The 22,224-nt window shown below is 60.3% G+C and carries 21 protein-coding genes and 1 pseudogene; 11 read left to right on the top strand and 11 right to left on the bottom strand.

The window, feature by feature from the left end; translation table 11 throughout:
- Positions 1-39 precede the first annotated feature (39 nt).
- Positions 40-486: a DUF2442 domain-containing protein gene (locus F475_RS15085; protein ID WP_018925807.1), complete on the bottom strand. Its 447-nt coding sequence runs from the start codon at positions 484-486 to the stop codon at positions 40-42.
- Positions 483-911, bottom strand: coding sequence for a hypothetical protein (locus F475_RS15080; protein ID WP_026346000.1), 429 nt, complete (start codon positions 909-911; stop codon positions 483-485). The genes F475_RS15085 and F475_RS15080 overlap by 4 nt, the downstream gene beginning before the upstream one ends.
- Positions 912-1,196: 285 nt before the next feature.
- Between F475_RS15080 and F475_RS15075 the strand changes: the two genes are divergently transcribed.
- The 3 genes from F475_RS15075 (at position 1,197) to F475_RS15065 (ending at position 3,539) form a co-directional block, all read left to right on the top strand.
- Positions 1,197-2,108, top strand: a complete 912-nt coding sequence (locus F475_RS15075) for a LysR family transcriptional regulator (protein WP_018925805.1) — start codon at positions 1,197-1,199, stop codon at positions 2,106-2,108.
- Between the two features lie 130 nt (positions 2,109-2,238).
- Positions 2,239-2,679 (top strand): type II 3-dehydroquinate dehydratase, encoded by a 441-nt coding sequence (gene aroQ / locus F475_RS15070; protein ID WP_007937291.1) that lies wholly within the window; start codon positions 2,239-2,241, stop codon positions 2,677-2,679.
- Between the two features lie 5 nt (positions 2,680-2,684).
- Complete coding sequence (locus F475_RS15065) at positions 2,685-3,539, top strand: shikimate dehydrogenase (RefSeq protein ID WP_018925804.1); 855 nt, start codon at positions 2,685-2,687, stop codon at positions 3,537-3,539.
- Between the two features lie 53 nt (positions 3,540-3,592).
- Here F475_RS15065 and F475_RS15060 read toward each other — a convergent pair whose 3' ends face one another.
- Both F475_RS15060 and quiC read right to left on the bottom strand, forming a co-directional pair.
- Positions 3,593-4,270, bottom strand: coding sequence for a TetR/AcrR family transcriptional regulator (locus F475_RS15060; protein ID WP_018925803.1), 678 nt, complete (start codon positions 4,268-4,270; stop codon positions 3,593-3,595).
- A 103-nt stretch (positions 4,271-4,373) separates the two neighbouring features.
- Positions 4,374-6,275, bottom strand: coding sequence for a 3-dehydroshikimate dehydratase QuiC (gene quiC / locus F475_RS15055; RefSeq protein WP_111454223.1), 1,902 nt, complete (start codon positions 6,273-6,275; stop codon positions 4,374-4,376).
- Between the two features lie 490 nt (positions 6,276-6,765).
- On the opposite strand from quiC, the gene F475_RS15050 reads away from it, so the two are divergent.
- The 3 genes and pseudogenes from F475_RS15050 (at position 6,766) to F475_RS31090 (ending at position 9,823) form a co-directional block, all read left to right on the top strand.
- Positions 6,766-8,103, top strand: a complete 1,338-nt coding sequence (locus F475_RS15050; RefSeq protein ID WP_018925801.1) for an MFS transporter — start codon at positions 6,766-6,768, stop codon at positions 8,101-8,103.
- 97 nt (positions 8,104-8,200) lie between these two features.
- A pseudogene (locus tag F475_RS31095) lies at positions 8,201-8,968 on the top strand (MCP four helix bundle domain-containing protein); the annotation flags it as partial.
- On the top strand, positions 8,960-9,823 hold the full coding sequence (locus F475_RS31090; RefSeq protein ID WP_371924335.1) for a methyl-accepting chemotaxis protein: 864 nt from the start codon (positions 8,960-8,962) through the stop codon (positions 9,821-9,823). The pseudogene F475_RS31095 and the gene F475_RS31090, both read left to right, overlap by 9 nt.
- 6 nt (positions 9,824-9,829) lie before the next feature.
- Here the strand turns inward: F475_RS31090 and F475_RS15040 are convergent, their stop codons facing one another.
- The 4 genes from F475_RS15040 to F475_RS15025 form a co-directional block, all read right to left on the bottom strand.
- A complete protein-coding gene (locus tag F475_RS15040) occupies positions 9,830-10,708 on the bottom strand; it encodes a DMT family transporter (protein ID WP_064620533.1) in 879 nt (292 codons plus the stop codon).
- A gap of 175 nt (positions 10,709-10,883) precedes the next feature.
- The gene (locus F475_RS15035; RefSeq protein ID WP_111454221.1) at positions 10,884-11,699 is read right to left on the bottom strand and encodes a sugar phosphate isomerase/epimerase; all 816 of its coding nucleotides are present in this window, start codon (positions 11,697-11,699) and stop codon (positions 10,884-10,886) included.
- 2 nt (positions 11,700-11,701) lie between these two features.
- On the bottom strand, positions 11,702-12,757 hold the full coding sequence (locus F475_RS15030; RefSeq protein WP_111454220.1) for a Gfo/Idh/MocA family protein: 1,056 nt from the start codon (positions 12,755-12,757) through the stop codon (positions 11,702-11,704).
- Between the two features lie 145 nt (positions 12,758-12,902).
- Positions 12,903-13,679, bottom strand: coding sequence for an IclR family transcriptional regulator (locus tag F475_RS15025; RefSeq protein WP_111454219.1), 777 nt, complete (start codon positions 13,677-13,679; stop codon positions 12,903-12,905).
- Positions 13,680-13,851: 172 nt separating this feature from the next.
- Between F475_RS15025 and F475_RS15020 the strand changes: the two genes are divergently transcribed.
- The 3 genes from F475_RS15020 (at position 13,852) to F475_RS15010 (ending at position 17,615) form a co-directional block, all read left to right on the top strand.
- Positions 13,852-15,564, top strand: a complete 1,713-nt coding sequence (locus tag F475_RS15020; RefSeq protein WP_111454218.1) for an FAD-dependent oxidoreductase — start codon at positions 13,852-13,854, stop codon at positions 15,562-15,564.
- A 195-nt stretch (positions 15,565-15,759) separates the two neighbouring features.
- The gene (locus F475_RS15015) at positions 15,760-16,653 is read left to right on the top strand and encodes a neutral zinc metallopeptidase (protein ID WP_096479511.1); all 894 of its coding nucleotides are present in this window, start codon (positions 15,760-15,762) and stop codon (positions 16,651-16,653) included.
- Positions 16,653-17,615: an alpha/beta fold hydrolase gene (locus tag F475_RS15010; RefSeq protein WP_018925793.1), complete on the top strand. Its 963-nt coding sequence runs from the start codon at positions 16,653-16,655 to the stop codon at positions 17,613-17,615. The genes F475_RS15015 and F475_RS15010 overlap by 1 nt, the downstream gene beginning before the upstream one ends.
- Positions 17,616-17,647: 32 nt before the next feature.
- Here the strand turns inward: F475_RS15010 and F475_RS15005 are convergent, their stop codons facing one another.
- The 3 genes from F475_RS15005 to F475_RS14995 all read right to left on the bottom strand — a co-directional run bounded on the left by F475_RS15005 (position 17,648) and on the right by F475_RS14995 (position 19,786).
- Positions 17,648-18,241, bottom strand: a complete 594-nt coding sequence (locus tag F475_RS15005; RefSeq protein WP_019650914.1) for an HAD family hydrolase — start codon at positions 18,239-18,241, stop codon at positions 17,648-17,650.
- On the bottom strand, positions 18,238-19,107 hold the full coding sequence (tesB, locus tag F475_RS15000) for an acyl-CoA thioesterase II (protein ID WP_111454217.1): 870 nt from the start codon (positions 19,105-19,107) through the stop codon (positions 18,238-18,240). Before tesB ends, F475_RS15005 begins: the two co-directional genes overlap by 4 nt.
- A 109-nt stretch (positions 19,108-19,216) precedes the next feature.
- On the bottom strand, positions 19,217-19,786 hold the full coding sequence (locus F475_RS14995) for a GNAT family N-acetyltransferase (RefSeq protein ID WP_019581317.1): 570 nt from the start codon (positions 19,784-19,786) through the stop codon (positions 19,217-19,219).
- Positions 19,787-19,876: 90 nt separating this feature from the next.
- On the opposite strand from F475_RS14995, the gene F475_RS14990 reads away from it, so the two are divergent.
- Both F475_RS14990 and F475_RS14985 read left to right on the top strand, forming a co-directional pair.
- Positions 19,877-20,797 (top strand): histone deacetylase, encoded by a 921-nt coding sequence (locus F475_RS14990; protein WP_111454216.1) that lies wholly within the window; start codon positions 19,877-19,879, stop codon positions 20,795-20,797.
- A gap of 185 nt (positions 20,798-20,982) precedes the next feature.
- Positions 20,983-22,224 carry a TIGR03862 family flavoprotein gene (locus F475_RS14985; protein WP_177431110.1) on the top strand — a complete coding sequence of 414 codons (1,242 nt, stop codon included), beginning with the start codon at positions 20,983-20,985 and terminating at the stop codon, positions 22,222-22,224.

Here is a 22,224-nt window from a genome sequence, read left to right as displayed (position 1 = left end):
ACAGATCAGCCGTCCTCGGGACGGCTTTTTTGTGGGCGATCAAAGAGCCGCATCGACCTTGCGTGGGCGACCGCCCTTCTTGCCGTTGGCCCGAGCTGCCTCGGCTTTGGCGGTGCTGCTCTGACGGCCATTGCGCGAGGCGACCACCGAGGCCGCCATATCCATCAGCGGTTTGCTCGCCGAAATCAAACCGGCGATGGAGACCTGCAGATCCTTGTCTTCATGAAAAAGCGCGGCTCCGGCGAAACCGATTTTCAAACCGGCGAAATCCTCGGTCTCAAAACCATCGAACTCTGGATAGTTTTTCACTGGCAACAACACACCGCTGCCATCCTCGAAACCGACGGCGAGACATGGATCGAGAAAGATCACCGTCGTTGCATTCAATCCACTGCGACGGCGTAACTCGCCACTCTCGATCGCTTCGTCCAAAACGCCTTCGGTCACAGGGTGATCTACCTGCATTTTTGCACTTATCGTTTTCATAATTCGATCTCCACGCCCTCCGGTGCTCCCATCAGCGTCAATAAGGTCTTGTTTCCTTCAGGCTCATAGCGAGCCGAACCAATCATGTAAGTCGTGCTGGCAACCCTCTTCATCACGACCACTTCATTGCCCTGCCAATCCCATAACTGATTGTCGAGGCAGGCCGTCTGCAATTTGCTCCACCAGATGCCACGGGCTCGCCGCAAATGGGCAGGTTGCCTGAGCGCCTGGCGTAACCCCTCCAGCATGGCCAGAGGAGGTCGATGCGAATGAGGAATGACATCCCAGAGCTCTACGCCGTTGTGCCAGAAGCTGAACCGAAAGCGTGCGCTCCATGTGCCTCCATCGACGTGAACGTGTGGTGGGCAATGCTCGTCACGCAACATGACTACCAGTGACAATCCCTTGTAGCGGCATACATTCATGCTAACCCATCAGTTAGGTTATAGAATCCGAAGATTCGCCATTCCTTGAAAAACCCGATAACTGGCGCTAACCGTTCGATCAGCTGACCACGTTTGAGCCTAGCGTTTCAGGTCGACCGTCCCCTGCCAATCAGGGCAAAAAAGAGTAAGCAATCCTTTCACTGCCAATATCTGGCCGGTGATGAACTCAACGGCGCTGGTGGTTGAAACGAATCCTGTATTTGTACGCCTGCATTTGATAAATACCACCTCAGGCATCCCATTTGATTCTTGGTGTAATCAATCATGCAGCGACATTTCGACGATCTTCAGCTCGGCAGCATCGAACTGTTTTGCCTGGCCGCCGAAGCGGGCAGCTTTACCGCCGCGGCCCTGGTGGCGGGTGTGACCCCGGCCGCGGTCAGCCGCTCGGTGTCGCGGATGGAAGAACGTCTGGGTGTGCGGCTGTTCGCGCGTACCACCCGCAGCGTCAAGCTGACCGACAGTGGCCGGCGCTATTTTGAGGAGTGTCGCCTGGCCCTTGCGCAACTGGTCGAGGCTCAGCGCGAAGTCATGGGTCAACAGCAGGAACCCTCCGGCACCTTGCGTATCAGCATTCCCACCACCTATGCCCACCACCGCATCCTGCCGCTGCTGCCGGCGTTCCGGGCGCGTTTTCCCGCCGTGAAAGTCGAGGTGCACATCAGCAATCGCAACATCGATTTCGTCGGCGAAGGCTATGACATGGCCATCCGTGTGCGGGCGATTCCCGACTCCGGACTGATTGCCCGGCCACTGGAAGACGCCGCGCTGGTGATGATCGCCAGCCCTGACTATCTGAAGCGTGCCGGCATGCCACAAACCCTGGACGACCTGGCGCACCACGAATGCATCCAGTTCGAGCTACCCAGCAGCGGGCGGCGGATTGCCTGGCTGTTCAACGATAACGGCGTGCCGCTGGAGATTTTGGCCGAAGGTAATTACTGCTGTTCCGATGATGTATTGGGCGGCGTGACGCTGGCGAAACACGGCGCCGGGCTGTTTCAAACCTATCGCTTCATCGTCGAAAACGAACTGGCGGATGGCTCGCTGGTGGAAGTGCTCAAGCCCTATGGCGGGCGCTCCCGCCCCTTCACTTTGCTGTATCCGCAAAGCCGCCATGTGCCGTTGCGGCTCAGGGCGTTTATCGATTTTCTGGTTGAGCGTCTTCCGCGCTGAATGTTCGATCACCGCACAGATAATCCAGGGCCGGCGCCTCTACAATTGACCTTATTAACCAGTTAGTACAATTTATCTCCACAGGCTGAGACCCTCGGCCAATGCCAACAATAATAAGTGGAGAGACCCGATGTCCCCTATCGTTCTGGTGCTCAACGGCCCGAACCTGAACCTGCTCGGTACCCGTGAACCGGCGACTTATGGCCACGAAACCCTGGCGGATATTTCAGCGCTGTGCGGTCGCGCCGCCGAAGAGTTCGGCCTGAAGGTGGAGTTTCGCCAGACCAACCATGAAGGCGAACTGCTCGACTGGATTCATGCCGCCCGTGGCCGCTGCGCCGGGATCGTCATCAATCCGGCTGCCTGGACCCACACCTCGGTCGCCATTCGCGATGCGCTGGTCGCCAGCGAACTGCCCGTGATCGAAGTGCACCTGTCCAACGTCCATGCCCGCGAACCCTTCCGGCATCACTCCTTTGTCTCGTCCATCGCCACGGCGGTGATGTGCGGTTTCGGCAGCCACGGCTATCGTTTGGCGCTGGAGCATTTCAGCCAACGTTTGAAAGGTTAAGCGTGATGACACAGAACACCGTGGTATTGGCCGGGCTGATCGGCGCCGGCATTCAGGCTTCCCGCACTCCGGCGCTGCACGAGCACGAAGGCGATGCGCAGGGTCTGCGCTACCTGTATCGACTGATCGACCTGGATCAGCTGAAACTCGACAGCGGCGCCCTGCCCGACCTGCTGATGGCCGCCGAGCGGATGAATTTCACCGGGCTGAACATCACCTTCCCGTGCAAGCAGACAATCATCCCGTTGCTCGACGAATTGTCTCCGGAAGCCCGCGGCATTGGCGCGGTGAACACGGTGGTGTTGAAGGACGGGAAACGCATCGGCCACAACACCGATTGCCTGGGCTTCGCCGAAGGGTTTCGTCGCGGCCTGCAGGACGTTGCCCGTGAACGAGTGGTGCAAATGGGCGCCGGTGGCGCAGGCGCAGCGGTGGCCCACGCGTTATTGAGCGAAGGCGTACAACTGCTGAGCATTTTCGATGTGGATCACAGCCGGGCTCAGTCTTTGGCGGACAACCTCAATCAGCATTTCGGTTTTGGCCGCGCCGTGGCCGGTCATGACTTGCCGGGGACGCTGGGTCAGGCTGATGGACTGGTGAATACCACGCCCATGGGCATGAAAAAGCTGCCTGGCATGCCGGTGCCGGTAGAACTGCTTCGGCCGCAGTTGTGGGTGGCGGAGATCGTTTACTTCCCGCTGGAAACCGAACTGCTACGCAATGCTCGCGCGCTGGGTTGCCGAACCCTGGACGGCGGCAACATGGCGGTGTTTCAGGCGGTGAAGGCGTTTGAATTATTCAGCGGCGTGGTGCCGGATGCCCAGCGGATGCTGGAGCATTTTCAGAGCATGAATGGTTGAAAAGCTTCGCAGGCAAGCATCGTCCGTAGGAGCGAGGCTTGCCTGCGAAGGCGTCAGGCCTGCAGATACCGCAACACCGACTCGCAGATCATCTCCCGATGACGCTGCTTGATACTTTCGTCCGGCAAGTCGATCTGAAAGATCTCACCAAAGGTATGACGGTTCGACACGCGATAGAAGCAAAACGAACTGATCAACAGGTGCACATCCAGCGGATCGAGGCCGGCGCGGAATACACCCTCTGCGGCCCCGCGACGCAAAATCTCGCCCAGTGAATCGAGGATGGTGTTGTTCATCGCCTTGATCGCATCGGAGCGCTTCACATACTCAGCGTTGTGAATGTTCTCGATGCAGACGATACGCACGAAATCAACGTTGCGATCATGGTGGTCGAAGGTGAATTCCACCAACCGCCGAATCGCCTCCACCGGCGCCAGCTCGGCCAGGTGCAAGCGACTTTCGGTGCTGCGGATATCTCCGTAGAGTTTTTCCAGCACCTCGACATAGAGCTGTTCCTTACTGCCGAAGTAGTAATAGATCATGCGTTTGGAGGTGTGGATGCGCTCGGCGATCGCATCGACGCGCGCACCGGAAAGCCCCTGCTGGACGAACTCGACAATGGCCTCTTGAAGGATGTTCTCGCGGGTTTTTTCCGGGTTGTTCTTGCGACTCTTGCGAGGCTCGGCAATTGGCTTTTCGGGCGCTACGGAGAGTTTTGAAATTATTGTCATTGCGGGCTCACGGCCATCACTGCACAAGTAGGCGATTATGGGCCGCTGCGCACAGTGAAGGAAGCCACGCGGCAGCGGTTTTGTACCCGTGTTTACGATTTTCCTACAACTTTGTCTGACGTACGCCACCACTTCGGGATTTGGCCATGGCCGCCAGTCGCACGGCTACGTTGGCCGCACCGTAACCCGCATAGCCGTTTTTGCGCTGGATGATTTCAAAGAAAAACCGCCCTTCGAACGGCTCGGTGTACACGTGAAACAGCTCGCCACCCTGGGCATCACGGTCGTAGAGGACGTTGAAATACGCTAGCTCGCTGAGGAATTCGTCGTCGAAATCGAAGCGTGCGGCGAGGTCATCGTAGTAGTTGAGCGGGATATCCAGCAGCGGCACGCCCGCCTCCTTGGCACGGCTGACTTCGGCAAAGATGTCGTCGCAATCGAAAGCGATGTGATGCACGCCGGAACCGCGATAACTCGACAGTGCGTGTGAGATCGCGGTGTTGCGATTCTCGGAAATGTTCAGCGGCAGGCGGATCGAACTGCAACGGCTGCGCAAGGCACGGCTCTTCACCAGACCATACGGGTCGGGCAGCACCACTTCATCGTCGGCTTCGAAATCCAGCAGGCTTTTATAGAACAACACCCAGCTGTCGAGGCTGTCGGCGGGCAGTGCCATGGCCATGTGGTCGATGCGCTTGAGGCCACCGCTGGCCACGGCCGCCGGTTGCAAATTGAAGTCGGTGCCATAGACGTCGGCGTCCTGGTCCACCAGGTAAATCAGACTGCCGTCCGGCGCACGCACGGCGGCGAGTTCCAGCTCATTGGGGCCTACCAGCCCGCGATACGGCTGGCCTTTGTAAGCCACGGCTCGGGCCAACGCACTGGCGCTGTCCTTGACCCGCACGGCGGTGGCGCACAGCGATGGCCCATGGGCCTCGAAAAAACTGTGGGCGAAGGAATAAGGTTCGGAGTTGAGGATCAGGTTGATATCGCCCTGACGCAACAGGCTGACACTCTTGGAACGGTGTTGCCCAGCCTTGACGAAACCCAGTCGCTCCAGCCAATGGGACAACTTCGCGCCGAGGCTTTCGTCCACGGCGAACTCAAGAAACTCGATGCCGTTGTATTCGCTGGCGCCTGGGGTATCGAACAGAATGTCGCGATTGGCCACAGGCGCAGCTTCCTGTTCCAGGCGCTGGCGGGTTTTCTCTTCCAGGTACAGCAACGAACGCAAGCCGTCGGCGGCGTTGGCCCGGGGTGGCGCGGCGCGGAAGCCGTCGTTGAAGATCTCCAGCGACAGCGGGCCGGTGTAGCCACTCTTGATGATCGGCGCGAGGAACCCCGGCAGATCGAATTCGCCCTGGCCGGGGAAACAACGGAAATGCCGGCTCCACTCCAGCACATCCATGGCCAGGATCGGTGCATCGGCCATTTGCACGAAGAAGATCTTGTCACCGGGAATCTCGGCGATCGCCGTCGGGTCACCCTTGAGCGACAGCGTATGGAAACTGTCCAGCAACACGCCAAGGTTCGGATGATCGGCCTGGCGAACGATGTTCCACACCTGTTGGTACGTGTTCACGTGGCGGCCCCAGGCCAGCGCTTCGTAACCGATCCGCAAACCACGAGCGCCGGCCCGTTCGGCGAGCAGACGCAAGTCGTCGACCAGGATCTGCTCATCGCCGATGGAGTCGGCCGAGGCGTTGCTGCACACCAGCACCAGGTCGGTGCCCAGCTCTTGCATCAAATCGAACTTGCGCTCGGCCCTTTCCAGATTGCGCGGCAGGCGATCGCGGCGGCAACCTTCGAAATCCCGAAAGGGTTGGAACAGAGTGATCGCGATCCCGAGATCAGCGCACATCTGCCTGATTTCCCGTGGGCTGCCGTCGTAGTAGAGAAGGTCATTCTCGAAAATTTCCACCCCGTCAAAACCGGCGGCGGCGATGGCTTCTAGTTTTTCCGGCAGGGTACCGCTCAAGGAAACGGTGGCAATGGAACGCTGCATGTGTCGACTCCCGGTGGTGGGGACATTCTTGTTGGGCAAATTATTGGCTTGACGAATCCGCACAGCAATTCAAAGTGTACTACCCGGTTAGTTTTGCGGGCGATTATCGAACACAATGGCGGTTGGCGAATTGACGATTTTTCGTCCACTGCGCACCATCGACACCACATTGAGTCCGGTCACGACCCCATGGACTCGGTTACCAAAGACCCTGAACACCACATAAAAATTTCAAAAAACGGGTACACGCTCATGCGCTCATTCAACGCCTTGTTTGCTTGCTCCACCGATCTCACGCCAGACCTGGTGTCCATCCGAACCTTGCGCCCACTCGGCCGAACTGCGCCGCTCGCTGAATAAAACGTTGTCGTCGCCTGACGAAAACACCTCAGCCGATCAATCTCATCCGCGCCCGTCGCCATCGATTGATCACGCGCCCTTGAAGTCCCGACAAGCCTCGCTTGTCAGTCATTGAACGGATGGCACACTCATGTTTCCTTCTCAAAGCTCTCGCGTGGCTTCGGCCCAAAGCGTCGCCACTGGCGGCATCGGCGACAAAATCCGCGGCGCCATGGCCGTCGGCAAAACCCGCTGGGGAATGCTGGCGCTGGTATTTTTCGCCACCACCCTGAACTACATCGACCGTGCCGCCCTGGGCGTCATGCAGCCGATCCTGGCCAAGGAACTGAGCTGGACGGCGATGGACTACGCCAACATCAACTTCTGGTTCCAGGTCGGCTACGCCGTCGGTTTCGTGCTGCAAGGCCGGTTGATCGACCGGGTCGGCGTGAAGCGCGTGTTCTTCTTCGCGGTACTGCTCTGGAGCCTGGCCACCGGCGCTCATGGCCTGGCCACTTCGGCGGCGGGTTTCATGGTCTGCCGGTTCATTCTCGGTCTGACCGAAGCCGCCAACTACCCGGCCTGCGTGAAAACCACCCGGTTGTGGTTCCCTGCTGGCGAGCGCGCCGTGGCCACCGGTATTTTCAACGCCGGGACCAACGTCGGTGCGATGTTCACACCGATGCTGCTGCCACTGATTCTTCACGCTTGGGGCTGGCAAGCCGCGTTCCTGTGCATGGCGGCGCTGGGCGGCATCTGGTTGCTGTTCTGGGGCCTGAAGTACTTCAACCCGGAAGATCACCCGAGCGTTAAACAATCGGAACTGGACTACATCCAGAAGGAAGTCGAACCGGAACAATCCCGCGTACCGTTCTCGCGAATCCTGCGCATGCGTGGCACCTGGGCCTTCGCCCTCGCCTACTCGATCACCGCGCCGGTGTTCTGGTTCTACCTGTACTGGCTGCCGCCGTTCCTCAATCAGCAATACAACCTGGGGATCAACGTGACCCAGATGGGTATTCCGCTGATCATCATCTACCTCACGGCTGACTTCGGCAGCGTCGGCGGCGGGATCCTGTCTTCGTTCCTGATCGGTCGCGGGATCAACCCGATCAAGGCCCGACTGATGTCCATGTTCCTGTTCGCCTGCTGCATCATCGGCGTGGTCATGGCCGCCGGTTCGAGCAGCCTGTGGCTCGCGGTGTTCGCCATCTCCCTGGCCATCGGCGCGCACCAGGCCTGGACCGCGAACATCTGGAGCCTGGTGATGGACTACACGCCTAAACACATGATGAGTACGGTGTTCGGCTTCGGCGGCATGTGCGCGGCGATCGGCGGGATGTTCATGACCCAGTTGGTCGGCCACATTCTGACCATCACCAACAACAACTACACCGTGTTGTTCACCATCATTCCGGCGATGTACTTCATCGCGCTGACCTGGATGTACTTCATGGCACCGCGCAAGATTCCGACCGTAAAAGATTGATACACCACAAACGCAGGCCTGATCCCGGGCCTGCGTTTTTTTATGGCCGCGATTTATCCATTTCACCCTGTTTTTCTCACAGCCACAGAGGCACACCATGTCGCCAGGTAACTTGAGCATCGCCAAACGTGCCGTGATCAGCTTCGGCGTCATCGCCCTGCTGGTCCTGTTGCAGGGGCTGTTCGCCCTTAAACAGGTCGCGCAGGTTCGCGCCACCGGCCAGCACACTGAAAACGTCTCCCTGCCCAGCATTCGCCACCTGGGTGAAATCCGCGACTACATCCTGAGTATTCGCGTGCTCAGCCTGCGCATGGCGCTCAACCGCGATCCAAAGGTGCTCGATGCCACCGTCACACGCCTGCACCAAGTGCAGGATTGGCTTGCAGAGACGCTGGAAAAATTCACTCCGCTGGTCGGTGATTACAACCGGGGGCCGTACGAAAAGTTCGTCGCCACCGTCACCAGCTACCGCCAGGCGCTGGCGCAATACGAAGCGCTGTCGCGGGAGAACCGCAGCGAAGAAATGACCGCGTTGCTCAATGGAAAAATCCAGGACTACTCGACCCAGACCGGTGACCAGTTCGCCGAATTGATGGCGCTTTCCGCCAACGAAGTCAGCCTGTCAGCCAACCAGGCTGACTCGCTCTACAACCAGGTAAAAATCACCGTGATCGGTGCGCTAATAGCGGTCGCGCTCCTGACCCTGTGCCTGGCCTGGCTGTTGATTCGCAGCATCGTCCTGCCGATCCGTCAGGCGGTCGACGTGGCCGAGCAAGTGGCCGCCGGTGACCTGAGTCAACCGATCCGCAGCCACGGCGCCGATGAAACCGCACGCTTGCTCAAGGCCCTGTCGGCCATGCAGACCAGCCTGCGGGAAACCCTGCAACTGATCAGCGGCACGTCGACTCAATTGGCGGCCGCCGCCCTGCAGATGAATCAGAGCACTCAACAGGACTCCAGTCGGCTGCAACAGCAACACAATGAAATCGAGCAGGCCGCCACGGCCGTCAACGAAATGACCGTCGCGGTGGAAGAAGTGGCACGCAACGCGGTGTCGACTTCCGACAGCACCAGACAGTCCACACAGCAAGCCAATCAGGGCCAGGCACGGGTGATTGAAACACTGGATTCGATTCAGGCGATGAGCAGCAATGCGGGCATCGCACTGCAACAGGTTCAGACCCTGGCCGAGCAGTCCCGGGAAATCGGCAAGGTGCTGGACGTGATCCGCGCCATCGCCGAACAGACCAACCTGCTCGCGCTCAATGCCGCCATCGAGGCTGCGCGGGCCGGGGAAGCCGGGCGTGGTTTCGCGGTGGTGGCTGATGAAGTTCGGGCGCTGGCGCATCGCACTCAGCAATCAACCCGGGAGATCGAACAGATCATTGGCCGGGTTCAGGGCGATACCAACGGTGTGGTGATGTCGATGCACGACAACAGTCAGCGTGTCGCCGAAACCTTGTCGATTGCTGAACAGGCCGGGCTGGCACTGGCAGAAATCACCCGGGCGATGGAGCAGATCCATGAACGTAACCTGGTGATCGCCAGCGCCTCGGAAGAACAGGCGCAGGTGGCCCGTGAGGTGGATCGTAATCTGCTGAACATCCGCGACCTGTCGCTGGAAAGCGCCGACGCCGCGACCCGGACCAGCGCCACCAGCCAGGAGTTGTCGCGACTGGCGGCGGGCCTGCAAAACCTGGTGGTGCGTTTCAAATTTTGACCGGGTTCAGCGGCGGCTTTGTTGCCACGCCGCCGCCAACCCGCTGCAGCAAATCACCGCGATCCCGACCACCGTGGTCAGGGTCGGCGTGTGAGAAAACAGCAACCAGCCGAGCAAACCGGCAAAGACAATCTGGCAATAGCCGAACGGTGCCAGCAGCGCGGGGGCGGCATGGCGGAACGCCTGGGTCAGAAACAGGTGCGCCGTCATCCCGCAGGCGCCCAGTGCAACCATCATCAATCCATGCCCAAGGCTTGGCACTTTCCAGAAAAACGGCACCAACGCACTCATCACCAGGGTGTTGCACAGGCCGGCGAAGAAGTTACTGGTGGTCGGGCTGTCGATTTCACTGAGCTTGCGGGTGAGCAATTGATAGAAGCAGAAAAACAGCGCCGAGCAGAGTGGCAGCAAGACTGCTGGCGTGAACAGATCCCCGCCGGGATGGACGATGATCAATACGCCGACAAATCCGCAAATCACCGCGATCCATTGGCCACGGGTGACCCGCTCACGCAGCAGTGGCACCGACAACGCGGTGACCAGAACCGGAGCGAGAAAGTTGACCGCCGTGGCTTCGGCCAACGGGATGTACTGCAAACCAGTGGTGAAAAACAAACTGGTGCCCAACAGGCACAACGCCCTGAACAACTGCAGCAATGGCCGTTTGGTGCGCAGGACTCGCAACCCCGATTGCGGCAGGAAAATCCCGGCCATCAGCAAGGTGTGAACCACATAACGGGCCCAGACCACCATGACGATCGGATAGAACCCCGATAGATATTTCGACAAGGCGTCGTGACTGGAAAACAGAAAGGTCGCGACAACGATCAGCAGAATCCCTTTGAAGGGTTGGTTTACACCGGAGAGCGGGGTGCTGATGGTCATGCAAAGCCTCTGTAATCAAATCAGAATGTGGCGAGGGAGCTTGCTCCCGCTGGACTGCACAGCAGTCCCCCAAATCAGCAAAGGTGTTCCGTCACTGCATATCACAGGTCGTTGACGACCGCTTCGCCGCCGAACGGGACGGTGCGGCGGTCCGACAAGCTCCCTTGCCACAGGTTCAAAGGCGCGCCAACAATTCCCGGGTCTTATCCAACGCCATCTGCGCCCGCTGCAACCCGCTCACGCCCTGCTCCAGCAACTTCACGGTGGGAATCTCCAGGCTTAACGGGATATCGGCCGGCAAACACTGCAACAACCCCGCCAGATCACAATCACCATCGCCCGGAAAACGCCGCTCGTTACGCGCCTGACGCAAAATCTCCGCCATGTCCGTTGGCCGTGGCCCCGCGACATCGCATAACTGCGTGTACCGTAACCGTGACGGGGCAACTTTGGCCAGATCTTCCAACCGCGAACCCGATCGGTCGAAATGGAACGCGTCCACCAACACCGCGCCGTTTTCCCGGTCAGCGTTTTCGACGACGCGCACCGCTTGTTCGAGATTGCGTGCATCGGTCCATGGCATGAACTCCAGATGCGGATGCAGCCCGTAAGGTGCCGCCAGATCACACAGCCGGGCGAAGTTCTCGGTGAGTCGTTGTTCGTCGGGATCGTTACCGGCCACCAGCAATTCACTGGCACCCAATTGCGCCCCGACCGCCAGAATCTTCTCGAAGTCAGCGACGACGGTTTGCGGTTTAAGACGCAGGATTTCAACATCCAGCACACGAATGCCGGTGTCGTGCAGCCGCGCCAGCGTCTCACGCCGTAAACCGACATCGGCTACCAGCGCAAAGTGATGTTCTTCGGGTGTCGCAGGTTCAAGGCGTAGTCCAACATGGCTGTATCCTGCCCGTGCTGCGACTTCGACCATCTCCGGCGGAGACAACTCCAGCACCGTCAGGCTGGCCAGGGAAAAGATTCGCTCACTCATGCTCATCCCTCGATTGACATCGGGGTGCAGGCACGACCGGTTTCGGCGGCCTCGCGAATCGCCTCAACCAGCGCCAGGGTGCGCGCAGCATCGGCCGCGCTCACCAAGGGTTCGACTTCCCGACGCGCCACGCGCACGAAGTGCTGCAACTGCAAACGCAATGCTTCATCGACGCTGAAGCGTTCCTGTTCCGCCAGCAACGGTTGATGCCATCCGCCATCGACGTCGGCGTAGTGCCAGCGCTTGAGCTGCGGAATGCTCAATGCACCACCCGTCCCGGCCAGCAAGTAACAGGGCTGATCGGCCTGGCGCGGATAGGCCGGATTCTCCCCGGAACCCAGCTCCCAACTCCAGGGCGCCGCCACCGCGTCGGAACCGGTCAGGCTGCCCAGTGCGCCGTTGTCGAATTGCAGCAGCACCGCCGCGCAATCTTCGTTGGCAAACCCACGCACCGCATTGCTGGTGATTGCCTGCACCTGGCGCACTTCGCCGCACAGATGGCGCAGCAGGTCGAGGTCGTGAATCAGGTTGGTCAACAACATCCCCGCACCGGGCTCGCGGCGCCACGACGTTTCGAAATAGCTGTCGGGTTTGCGCAACTGCCAGAGCGCCGTCACCGTCGTCAGTTGCCCCAAAACGCCACCCTGCACCAGTTCATGGGCGCGGACGATCAACGGATTGTGCCGGCGATGGTGGCCGACCAGCACGGGAACTCCGGTGGCTTTTGACGCGGCCACCAGTTCGCGCGCTTCATCCAGGTGCACACCCACCGGTTTTTCCAGTAGCACCGGCACGCCGGCGGCGAGGCAATCGAGCGCCGTGCTGACGTGGAGCGTGTTCGGGTTGGCGACGATCACCGCGTCTGGCTTCGCCTGCTCCAGCATCTGACGGTGATCAGCGAAATACCCCACGCCCCATTCGCCCGCGAGGCCTGCCGCTTGTGGGCCGGGATCGGCCACCGCACACAACGTCGCTTGTGTCAGGGTTTGCAGATGCCGGTAATGCTGCTGGCCCATGTTGCCGGCACCGATCAGGGCGATGCGAAGGGGCGAAGTCATGCTGCGGTCCTCTTGTGATTATTGTCGGAGGGATGAATTCCAATAATTTAGAACCTGGTTCCAGATTCTTACAGGAGTAACGGCAACTTGTGTTCGAACAACGCACAGATTCGCATAGCCCACATATGGGTTTGTGCGGGCAGAATTAGACGAACAACTCCGAAGCCAGGCTTGCGGCAGACAGCTCTTCAGTGAACTTCAACAACAGCGGCGCCAGTTCATGCAACCGTGCCCCCGGCATCCGCGCGCTTGGCCCGGCAATGCTCAGCACACCGATCACTCGACCATCGCTTGGGTGACGCACCACCGCCGCTATCGCCGAGGTGCCCACGGCCGAACTCTCTTCGACCCAGGCATAGCCCTGCTCTCGCGCCAGACGCAGGCGTTCCAGTAACTCAATGTTGGAGCGCGGCGCGTTAGGCCCCAGGTCTTTCGGCCGTTCGCTCCCCTGACGCTCCACCAGCGACAACGCTTCGGCATCGCTCATGCACGCCAGCCATGCATGGCCCGAAGCGGTATAGAACAAGGGCGCATCACGGCCCATGTCCGGGTCGTAACGCAGGCCCGAGCGAGCGCCCTGAGACTTGGCGATCCAGACCTGGCGCTCGCCTTCAATAACGCCAAGGCGCACCAGCTCACCGGTTTCCTCGGCCAGGCGATCGAGCACCGGCTGCACGATATCGGCGCCGCTGCTCGACAGGTAACGGAAACCCATCGCCACCAGTTTGGTCGACAGGTGATAGCGCAGGTTCTCCGGATTCTGTCGCACGTAACCCAGCCGAATCAGCTCGGCGAGCAGACGGTGGGTCGCGCTTTTGGGGATGTCCAGTTGCTCCGCCAACGTCTGCATCGGCAGGCCGCGAGGGTCACTGGTGAGGCTTTCCAGCACGCTGAAAACACGTTCGATCTGACTGCCGGCCATGGGGGGTTCCACTCGAAATTTTGCCGATTCTAAAAGACAAACCACGTAATGCGAAATCTGGAACCCGCTGTCCGATAACCGCCCTCTTTATGCAGTGAATGGTTGCCGGGATCAATCAAGCCTTTATATTTTCTGGAATCAAATTCCAAAAACAACCTGGAGCTTTTAAACGATGCCTGCCGACTCTCCCCTCCTTGCGGACATCGAATGCGATGTGCTGATCGTCGGCTCCGGTGCGGCCGGATTGTCCGCAGCTGTAACCGCAGCCTGGCATGGCTTGAAAGTGATCGTGGTCGAGAAAGACCCGGTGTTCGGCGGCGCCACGGCGTGGTCCGGCGGATGGGCCTGGGTGCCGTGCAATCCTCTGGCGCGTCGTGCCGGCATCGTTGAAGACGTCGAGCAACCGCGCACTTACCTGAAGCACGAATTGGGTGAGCGTTACGATCCGGCGATGATCGACGCGTTCCTTGAGGCTGGCCCGCGAATGGTCGCGTTCTTCGAGCAACACACTGCCCTGCAATTCGCCGATGGCAACGCCATCGCCGACATTCATGGCGACACACCGGGTGCCGGCACCGGTGGACGGTCGGTGATCGCTGCGCCTTATGACGGGCGAAAAGTCGGCAAGCTACTCAAGCGCCTTCGCAAAACCATGCGGGAAACTTCGTTCATGGGCATGCCGATCATGGCGGGAACGGACCTGAGCGCATTTCTCAACCTGACTCACTCTTTGCCCGCTGCATGGCACGTGGCCCGGCGCTTCACTCGGCACTTGTTCGACCTCGTTGTTCATGGTCGGGCGATGCAACTGGTCAACGGCGTGGCGCTGGTTGCGCGGTTGGCAAAGTCCGCCGAAGACCTGGGCGTCTTGCTCTGGGAATCGGCACCGGTGACCGAGTTGCTTCGCGAAGGCGATCAGGTGCAAGGCGCGATCGTCAGTACCGCCAAAGGCAATATCCGCATCCATGCACGCAAGGCCGTGGTGCTCGCGACCGGAGGTTTCGCCAATGATATCGAGCGGCGCAAGGCGCTGTTCCCCCGCACACCGACCGGCAACGAACACCTGGCGCTGCCGCCTCTCGGCGTCGCCGGTGATGGTTTGCGATTGGGCGAAAGCGCCGGTGCGCGGGTCAACACCGACATGGCATCGCCCGTGGCCTGGGCGCCGGTTTCGCAAGTGCCGCACAGTGACGGCAGCATCGGCCACTTCCCGCACATCATCGAACGCGGCAAACCGGGGATCATCGGTGTGCTGAGCAACGGCCGGCGCTTCGTCAACGAAGCCGACGGCTACTACGACTACGTGACGGCCATGGTCGCCGCCGCACCGCTGGGCGAAGAAGTCGCCTCCTGGCTGATCTGCACTCATGGTTTTCAACGGCGTTATGGCCTGGGAATTTCTCGGCCGTTTCCGGTGCCGCTGTCATCCTTTATCCGCAGCGGTTATCTGAAAACCGGCAACACTGTCGAGGAATTGGCCCTGGCCTGCGGCATCGACCCAAACGGATTGCGCAGCACGGTGGATGAATACAACCGGTGTGCGCGCAACGGCGAAGATCCGTTGTTCGGTCGTGGCTCGACGCCCTACAACCGCAAACAGGGCGATGCGTTGCAGCAACCCAACCCGTGCGTCGCGCCGATTGAACAAGGCCCGTTCTACGCCGTGAAGGTCCAGCCTGGCTGCTTTGGCACCTTCGCCGGGCTCAAGGTCAATGAACATGCCCAGGTTCTTGGCGAGTCGGGGCAGGCCATCGCCGGGTTGTATGCAGCGGGCGGCGACATGGCCAGCATCATGGGCGGGCACTATCCAGCCGGCGGTATCAATCTCGGCCCGGCGCTGACCTTCGGCTACATCGCTGCCCGGCATATCGCCGATATAGAGTGAGTTTGATCAGTGATTCTCGAGACAAGCATTCGCCCACTCGGTAAAAACCTGTCGCCCTGAAGGAATTCGCTGGGCTATCCGTGTTCAATACAAGTCTGAAATGTTCCGTGCGCAGTAAAAGACAGACGACCGGACTGGCGCCGCTCTCTCTGACCAGCAACACTCATCACCATATTCAAACGAGGACTCACCCCCATGCTATGGAAAAAAGGCCGACGCAGCGACAACGTGGTCGATGCCCGTGGCGATGATGTCGGCGGTGGGGGTGGCGGGATGCGCTTCGGCGGGGGCAAGGGCCTGAGCCTGACGGCGATCCTGTTGATCGTCGGGATCGGCTGGATCACCGGCCAGGACCCGATGCAGATCCTCGGTCAATTGACCGGGCAAATGAGCGAGCAATCGGCTCCGGCCACCACCCACACCCGCAAGGCACCGCCGGCCAATGATGAAAACGCCGAATTCGTGCGCTCGATCCTCGGCGACACCGAAGACACCTGGGGCCAGATTTTCCAGCAGGCCGGTCGGCAATATAAAGACCCGACCCTGGTGCTGTTCAGCAATCAGGTGAACTCGGCGTGCGGATTGGCGACATCGGCGACTGGTCCGTTCTATTGCCCGGCAGACCAGAAGGTCTACCTGGACATGAGTTTCTTCCAGGAAATGTCCCAGCGTTTTTCCGCCGCAGGTGATTTCGCCCAGGCCTACGTGATCGCTCACGAAGTCGGACACCACGTGCAGACCTTGCTCGGCGTTTCGGCGAAGATTCAGACCGCTCGGCAGCAGGGCCGGCAAATGGAGGGCGACGGTGGTTTGCTGGTGCGTCAGGAACTGCAGGCTGATTGCCTGGCCGGGGTCTGGGCCAACATTGCGCAGAAGCGCCTGAACTGGCTGGAACCCGGTGACATCGAAGAAGCCTTGAACGCCGCCAACGCCATCGGCGATGACCGCTTGCAGCAGCAAGGTCAGGGCCGCGTGGTACCGGACTCGTTCACTCATGGTACGTCAGCGCAAAGGGTGCGCTGGTTCAAAGCCGGATTTGCACAAGGCCAGGTTGGCCAGTGCGATACCTTTGCCGCGAAGAATCTGTAATGCACAAGTGGTTGTTAGCTCTGTTGATCACCTGCACAAGCGCCCAGGCTGCCGAGCAGGGGGTCAAGGAGATCAGTTCCGGGCGCCTGCTGTTGAGCGCCGGCGAAATCGCGGTGGGCATCGGCCCGACACCGGCGAAGAATATCGAACGAGTGCTGATCATCATTCATGGTCGTTTGCGCAACGCTGAAACCTACCGCCAGAGCGCCGAGCACGCGGCCCAGCAAGCCGGGCAAAGCGATAACACCCTGGTGCTCGCCCCACAGTTTCTCAATGAAACCGACATCGCGAGCCACCCGGTGCCTGACAGCGTTTTACGCTGGCACGGCAATGACTGGATGGCCGGCGGGTTATCCACCGCGCCGTTTACGCTGAGCTCCTACGCGGCGCTCGACGAAATCATCGCTCGCCTGGGTGATCGGCGACAGTTTCCGGACGTGAAGCAAATTGTCATTGCCGGTCACTCGGGCGGCGCTCAGGTAGTTCAGCGTTACGCCATGTTGAGCCACCCTCAGCCAGCCCTCGACACAGCGGGGGTGAAGGTGCGTTATGTGATCGCCAATCCTTCGTCGTATGCCTATTTCAATGAGCAACGGCCAGTGGCGTTCAGTCACGCGGGGTGTCCGAACTTCAATCGCTGGAAGTATGGGCTGGCGGACTTGCCCGCCTATGCCAATGGGCAAACGCCTGCGCAGCTGGAAGAAAACTACGTCAAACGCGACATCGTTTATCTACTCGGGCAGCAGGACATCGACCCGAATCACCCGGCACTGGATAAAAGTTGCGAAGCCAAAGCCCAGGGCGCTTCTCGTTTGATTCGCGGGCGCAATTATTTCAATTATCTGAAACGGCGCCATCCTCAAGGGTTGAGTCAGCAGCTGATCGAAGTGCCCGGCGTCGGGCACAATGGGGACGGGATGTTTACCTCGCCCGAGGGGCAGAAGGCGTTGTTCGGGCAGTGAGTTTTGGGGCGTCTGATCGGACGCCCAATCTCTCAAGCCGAAAGCAGCTGCCGCAACTCCACGCAATCGCGCGCATGCCAATCGGTCAATTCCGGCCACGGATTATCCGGCAGGTTCACCAACACCGTCCGCGTCCCCGCCGCCCGGCCGCAATCCAGGTCGAAGCGGTAATCACCGACCATCACCATTTCACTCGCCGGCACCTTCCAGGCCTCGGCCAGTTTCAGTAAACCACCGGGATGCGGTTTGGGCGGCGCTTCATCCCGGCCCAATACATCCTCCACCGCAAAGCAATCGGCCAGGCCAATCGCCTCCAGCGTGACATGGGCCAGCTCACGGGCATTGCGCGTGAGAATGCCCAGGCGATAGCCACGCCCGGCCAACTCACGCACCAGTTCCACCGCACCCGGCGCCGGTTTCGAACCCCGCGCCAGATCCCGCTCATGCTCCAGCAGCCACGCATGTTTGGCCGCCGCTTCTTCGGCCGGCAGCCCAGCGAGGTGAGTGAGGATGTCGTGTTCTGCAGGAATCGCCAATGCCACGCGAATCGCCGCGAAGTCATGCACGGCCACGGTCAGGGTGCCGTCCATGTCGAACACCCAGTGCCGCACTTCGGCCAGGCTCATATCCAGTCCTTGCGATGACGAATCAGGCCTTCCTGAGTGACCGAGGCCACCAGTTGCCCGGCACGGTTGAACACGCTGCCACGGGAGAATCCACGCGAGTTACCGGCCCACGGGCTGTCCATGGCGTACAGCAACCAGTCATCGGCGCGCAGGTCGGCGTGGAACCACAACGCATGATCAAGGCTGGCAACCTGCATGTCTTTCTGCCAGACCGATTTGCCGTGGGGCAGCATCGAGGTGGTCAACAGGCCGAAGTCCGACGCATAGGCCAGCAGGTATTTGTGCAGCGCTGGAGTGTCAGCCAACGCACCATCGGCGCGGAACCAGACGTATTTGACCGGATCGGCAGGCTGCGGGTTGTAGGGGTCTTTTTCGGTCACCGGCCGGAATTCGATCGGTTTCGGGCACAGCAGTTTTTCGCGCATGTGCTCCGGGATCAGGTGTGCGCGCTGCTGAGTGAGTTCCAGCTCCGACGGCAGGCTCTCCGGGCCGACCACTTGCGGCATTTGGCTCTGATGCTGGAAGCCCTCTTCGTCGTACTGGAACGAGGCGCTGCAGGTGAAAATCGGGTTGCCCTTCTGGATCGCCGTCACCCGGCGCGTGCTGAAACTGCCGCCATCGCGCACCCGATCAACCTGATACACCACCGGCAACTTCGCATCGCCCGGACGCAGGAAGTAACCGTGCATCGAGTGCACATGACGCGTCTCTTCGACTGTCTGACTGGCCGCCGACAGGGACTGGCCGAGCACCTGGCCGCCGAACAACTGACGGAAACCCAGGTCCTGGCTGCGGCCACGGAACAGGTTTTCTTCAATCGGTTCCAGGGTCAGCAGGTCTACCAGATCTTCCAACACTTGGCTCATTCAGACTCTCCTCACACAGAGCAATAATGCCGCGCAGTCTTGGCTGCGGCGGTCGATTCAGTTTATGGCCCGGCTCAACATGAGGGCCATTGTAAACGTCCGTGCCTGCTTATCCATGCAAGGTTTGCAGCCATTGCTCACGGGTGATGCGATACAACACGTGCGGGCGCAGCGGATGATCCTCTGCAAGCCGCGGGTGCTCGAAGTCATCGGCGGGGGCATGGTGCATGCCGATCGCCTGCATGACTTTTTGCGAAGGCAGGTTGGTTTCGGTGGTGAACGCCACGACCTCTTGCAGCGCCAAGCGATCAAACCCACAGCGCAGAGCGGTCCATGCCGCCTCGCTGGCATAACCCAGGCCCCAGTGCTCGCGCGCCAGGCGCCAGCCGATTTCGATGGCTGGCGTGAACGGTGCGTCAAAGCCGACCACACTCAGCCCGGTAAACCCGATGAACGCTCCGGTGTCCTTGCGCTCCAGTGCCCAGAGGCCGAAGCCATACTCGGCAAAATGCCCGCGAACCCGCCCGATCAGCGAGGCACTTTCCAGCCGACTCAAGGGCGCCGGAAAATAACGCATCACCTGTGGATCGGCGCACATCGCCGCAAACGCCGGCAAATCCTCATCGCGCCACTGCCGTAATGACAGTCGTGCGCTTTCGAGTTCCAGTATCGGCTCCATCGTGCCCCTCCCCTCGGTTTCCATGCCGCAAGTCTACATCGCTGGTAGGATCGTTCACTCATTCCTACATGCTTCCCCGATAAATCAGCCATGCCCCTGCCCCTGATCTACCACGAAGACTACAGCCCCGAGTTCCCGGCGGATCACCGCTTCCCCATGGACAAGTTTCGCCTGCTGCGCGATCACCTGGTGGACAGTGGCCTGACCCGCGACGCCGATCTGCTGCGCCCGGACCTGTGCCCGGCGGATATTCTCGCCCTCGCTCATGACCCTGCGTACATCGAACGCTACATGGGTGGCGAGTTGTCCCGCGAAGACCAGCGGCGCCTCGGCCTGCCCTGGAGCGAAGCACTGGCCCGGCGCACCGTGCGGGCGGTCGGCGGTTCGCTGCTGGCGGCCGAACAGGCGCTGGAACATGGCTTGGCTTGTCACCTGGCCGGCGGCACGCACCACGCGCATTACGATCACCCTGCCGGGTTCTGCATCTTCAATGACCTGGCGGTGATCAGCCATTACCTGCTGGAAAGTGGCCGGGTGAATCGGGTGTTGATCTTCGATTGCGATGTGCATCAGGGCGACGGAACTGCACGAATCCTGCACAACACCCCGGAAGCGGTGACCGTTTCCCTACACTGCGAAAAGAATTTTCCTGCACGCAAAGCCGAAAGCGACTGGGACATCCCGTTGCCGATGGGCATGGGCGACGCCGATTACCTGAAGGTGGTGGACGATGCGCTCAACTATTTGCTGCCGCTCTATCAACCGGATCTGGTGCTGTACGACGCCGGTGTCGATGTGCACAAGGATGACGCCCTGGGTTATCTGAAGCTGACCGACGAAGGCGTCGCCGCTCGTGATGAAAGCGTGATGCGCCATTGCCTGGGCCGGGATATTCCGATGGTCGGCGTGATCGGCGGCGGCTACAGCAAGGATCGCAAGGCTCTGGCGCGCCGTCATGGCATCCTCCATCACAGCGCCCAACGGGTGTGGCAGTCATCAGGTTGTCATTGATGTGTGAGTCTTTACCCACAATGCCTGTGGAACCGCCTGTGGATAACCTGAGTGAAAGGGCCTGCAGCCCATGCGGGGTATAGGTTACAGAGCGGTGGTTGTTTTTTAACCAGCCCTCGAATCCTCCCACAGGGAGCAGGGCTGGTAGAATGCGCGGCTTATTCCGCCACGCCGCAGCTCTCGCCATGACCCAGCCCTCCACTTCCCTCCCCCCTCACGTCGCCATCATCGGCGGCGGCCCCGCCGGCTTGATGGCGGCTGAAGTGTTGAGCCAGGCCGGGATCAAGGTCGACCTGTACGACGGCATGCCTTCAGTGGGGCGAAAATTCCTGCTCGCCGGGGTCGGCGGCATGAACATCACCCACTCCGAGGCCTACCCGGCATTTCTCTCACGCTATGCCGAACGGGCGCCGCAGATCGCCCCGCTGTTACGCTCGTTCGGCGCCGAAGCCTTGTGCCAATGGATTCATGACCTGGGCATCGAAACTTTTGTCGGCAGCTCCGGCCGGGTGTTTCCCACCGACATGAAAGCCGCGCCCCTGTTGCGTGCCTGGCTCAAACGCCTGCGCGATGCGGGCGTAGTTATCCACACCCGCCATCGCTGGCTCGGTTGGGATAACAACGGTGATTTGCTAATCGACAGCCCCGAAGGCGAAAAAACCGTTCACGCGGATGCGAGCCTGCTGGCACTCGGCGGCGGAAGCTGGTCGCGTCTCGGCTCGGACGGTGCCTGGATGCTGCCGCTGGAACAGCGCGGTGTAGGGCTGGCGCCATTGCAACCGAGCAATTGCGGCTTCGAGGTGCAGGCCTGGAGCGAATTGATGGTCAGCAAATTCGCCGGCAGCCCGCTGAAAAACATCGCCATCGGTCTCAATGACGACGTGCCGCGACTCGGCGAGTGTGTGATCACTGCCACGGGAATTGAGGGCAGTTTGATCTACGCCCTGTCGGCAGCGATCCGCGAAGCGATCAATCAACATGGCTCGGCAACCGTTCACCTCGATCTGTTGCCGGGCAAGCCTGTGGATAAAATCCAGGCGGCGCTGAGCAAACCGCGCGGCTCACGCTCCATGGCCAAACACCTGCACAGTCAGCTTGGGCTAGATGGCGTGAAAGCAGCATTGTTGCGGGAATTGACACCGGCTGACTGTTTTGCCAATCCGGCCCTGCTGGCCAAAGCAATCAAGGCATTGCCGCTGACGCTGGTGAAAACCCGGCCATTGGACGAAGCCATCAGCAGTGCCGGTGGCGTGATGTTCGAGGCGATGGATGAACGTTTGATGCTCAAGCAACTACCCGGTGTGTTCTGCGCAGGGGAAATGCTCGATTGGGAAGCGCCGACCGGCGGCTATCTACTGACCGCGTGTTTCGCCAGTGGGCGAGCGGCGGGGTTGGGGATGGTGGAGTGGTTGAAGCACCGACACTGA

Origin of the sequence: Pseudomonas sp. URMO17WK12:I6 (assembly GCF_003253625.1) — a bacterium.
In the GTDB taxonomy this organism is placed as follows: Bacteria; Pseudomonadota; Gammaproteobacteria; order Pseudomonadales; family Pseudomonadaceae; genus Aquipseudomonas.
The sequence above is the reverse complement of the archived record's forward strand: the minus strand, read 5'-3'. Positions and strand labels throughout refer to the sequence as shown.

Excerpts from the sequence above, each read along its gene's own strand:
- F475_RS15085 (WP_018925807.1), bottom strand. The coding sequence starts at position 486 with ATGAAAACGATAAGTGCAAAAATGCAGGTAGATCACCCTGTGACCGAA.
- F475_RS15080 (WP_026346000.1), bottom strand. The coding sequence starts at position 911 with ATGAATGTATGCCGCTACAAGGGATTGTCACTGGTAGTCATGTTGCGT.
- F475_RS15075 (WP_018925805.1), top strand. The coding sequence starts at position 1,197 with ATGCAGCGACATTTCGACGATCTTCAGCTCGGCAGCATCGAACTGTTT.
- aroQ (WP_007937291.1), top strand. The coding sequence starts at position 2,239 with ATGTCCCCTATCGTTCTGGTGCTCAACGGCCCGAACCTGAACCTGCTC.
- F475_RS15065 (WP_018925804.1), top strand. The coding sequence starts at position 2,685 with ATGACACAGAACACCGTGGTATTGGCCGGGCTGATCGGCGCCGGCATT.
- F475_RS15060 (WP_018925803.1), bottom strand. The coding sequence starts at position 4,270 with ATGACAATAATTTCAAAACTCTCCGTAGCGCCCGAAAAGCCAATTGCC.
- quiC (WP_111454223.1), bottom strand. The coding sequence starts at position 6,275 with ATGCAGCGTTCCATTGCCACCGTTTCCTTGAGCGGTACCCTGCCGGAA.
- F475_RS15050 (WP_018925801.1), top strand. The coding sequence starts at position 6,766 with ATGTTTCCTTCTCAAAGCTCTCGCGTGGCTTCGGCCCAAAGCGTCGCC.
- F475_RS31090 (WP_371924335.1), top strand. The coding sequence starts at position 8,960 with ATGCAGACCAGCCTGCGGGAAACCCTGCAACTGATCAGCGGCACGTCG.
- F475_RS15040 (WP_064620533.1), bottom strand. The coding sequence starts at position 10,708 with ATGACCATCAGCACCCCGCTCTCCGGTGTAAACCAACCCTTCAAAGGG.
- F475_RS15035 (WP_111454221.1), bottom strand. The coding sequence starts at position 11,699 with ATGAGTGAGCGAATCTTTTCCCTGGCCAGCCTGACGGTGCTGGAGTTG.
- F475_RS15030 (WP_111454220.1), bottom strand. The coding sequence starts at position 12,757 with ATGACTTCGCCCCTTCGCATCGCCCTGATCGGTGCCGGCAACATGGGC.
- F475_RS15025 (WP_111454219.1), bottom strand. The coding sequence starts at position 13,679 with ATGGCCGGCAGTCAGATCGAACGTGTTTTCAGCGTGCTGGAAAGCCTC.
- F475_RS15020 (WP_111454218.1), top strand. The coding sequence starts at position 13,852 with ATGCCTGCCGACTCTCCCCTCCTTGCGGACATCGAATGCGATGTGCTG.
- F475_RS15015 (WP_096479511.1), top strand. The coding sequence starts at position 15,760 with ATGCTATGGAAAAAAGGCCGACGCAGCGACAACGTGGTCGATGCCCGT.
- F475_RS15010 (WP_018925793.1), top strand. The coding sequence starts at position 16,653 with ATGCACAAGTGGTTGTTAGCTCTGTTGATCACCTGCACAAGCGCCCAG.
- F475_RS15005 (WP_019650914.1), bottom strand. The coding sequence starts at position 18,241 with ATGAGCCTGGCCGAAGTGCGGCACTGGGTGTTCGACATGGACGGCACC.
- tesB (WP_111454217.1), bottom strand. The coding sequence starts at position 19,107 with ATGAGCCAAGTGTTGGAAGATCTGGTAGACCTGCTGACCCTGGAACCG.
- F475_RS14995 (WP_019581317.1), bottom strand. The coding sequence starts at position 19,786 with ATGGAGCCGATACTGGAACTCGAAAGCGCACGACTGTCATTACGGCAG.
- F475_RS14990 (WP_111454216.1), top strand. The coding sequence starts at position 19,877 with ATGCCCCTGCCCCTGATCTACCACGAAGACTACAGCCCCGAGTTCCCG.
- F475_RS14985 (WP_177431110.1), top strand. The coding sequence starts at position 20,983 with ATGACCCAGCCCTCCACTTCCCTCCCCCCTCACGTCGCCATCATCGGC.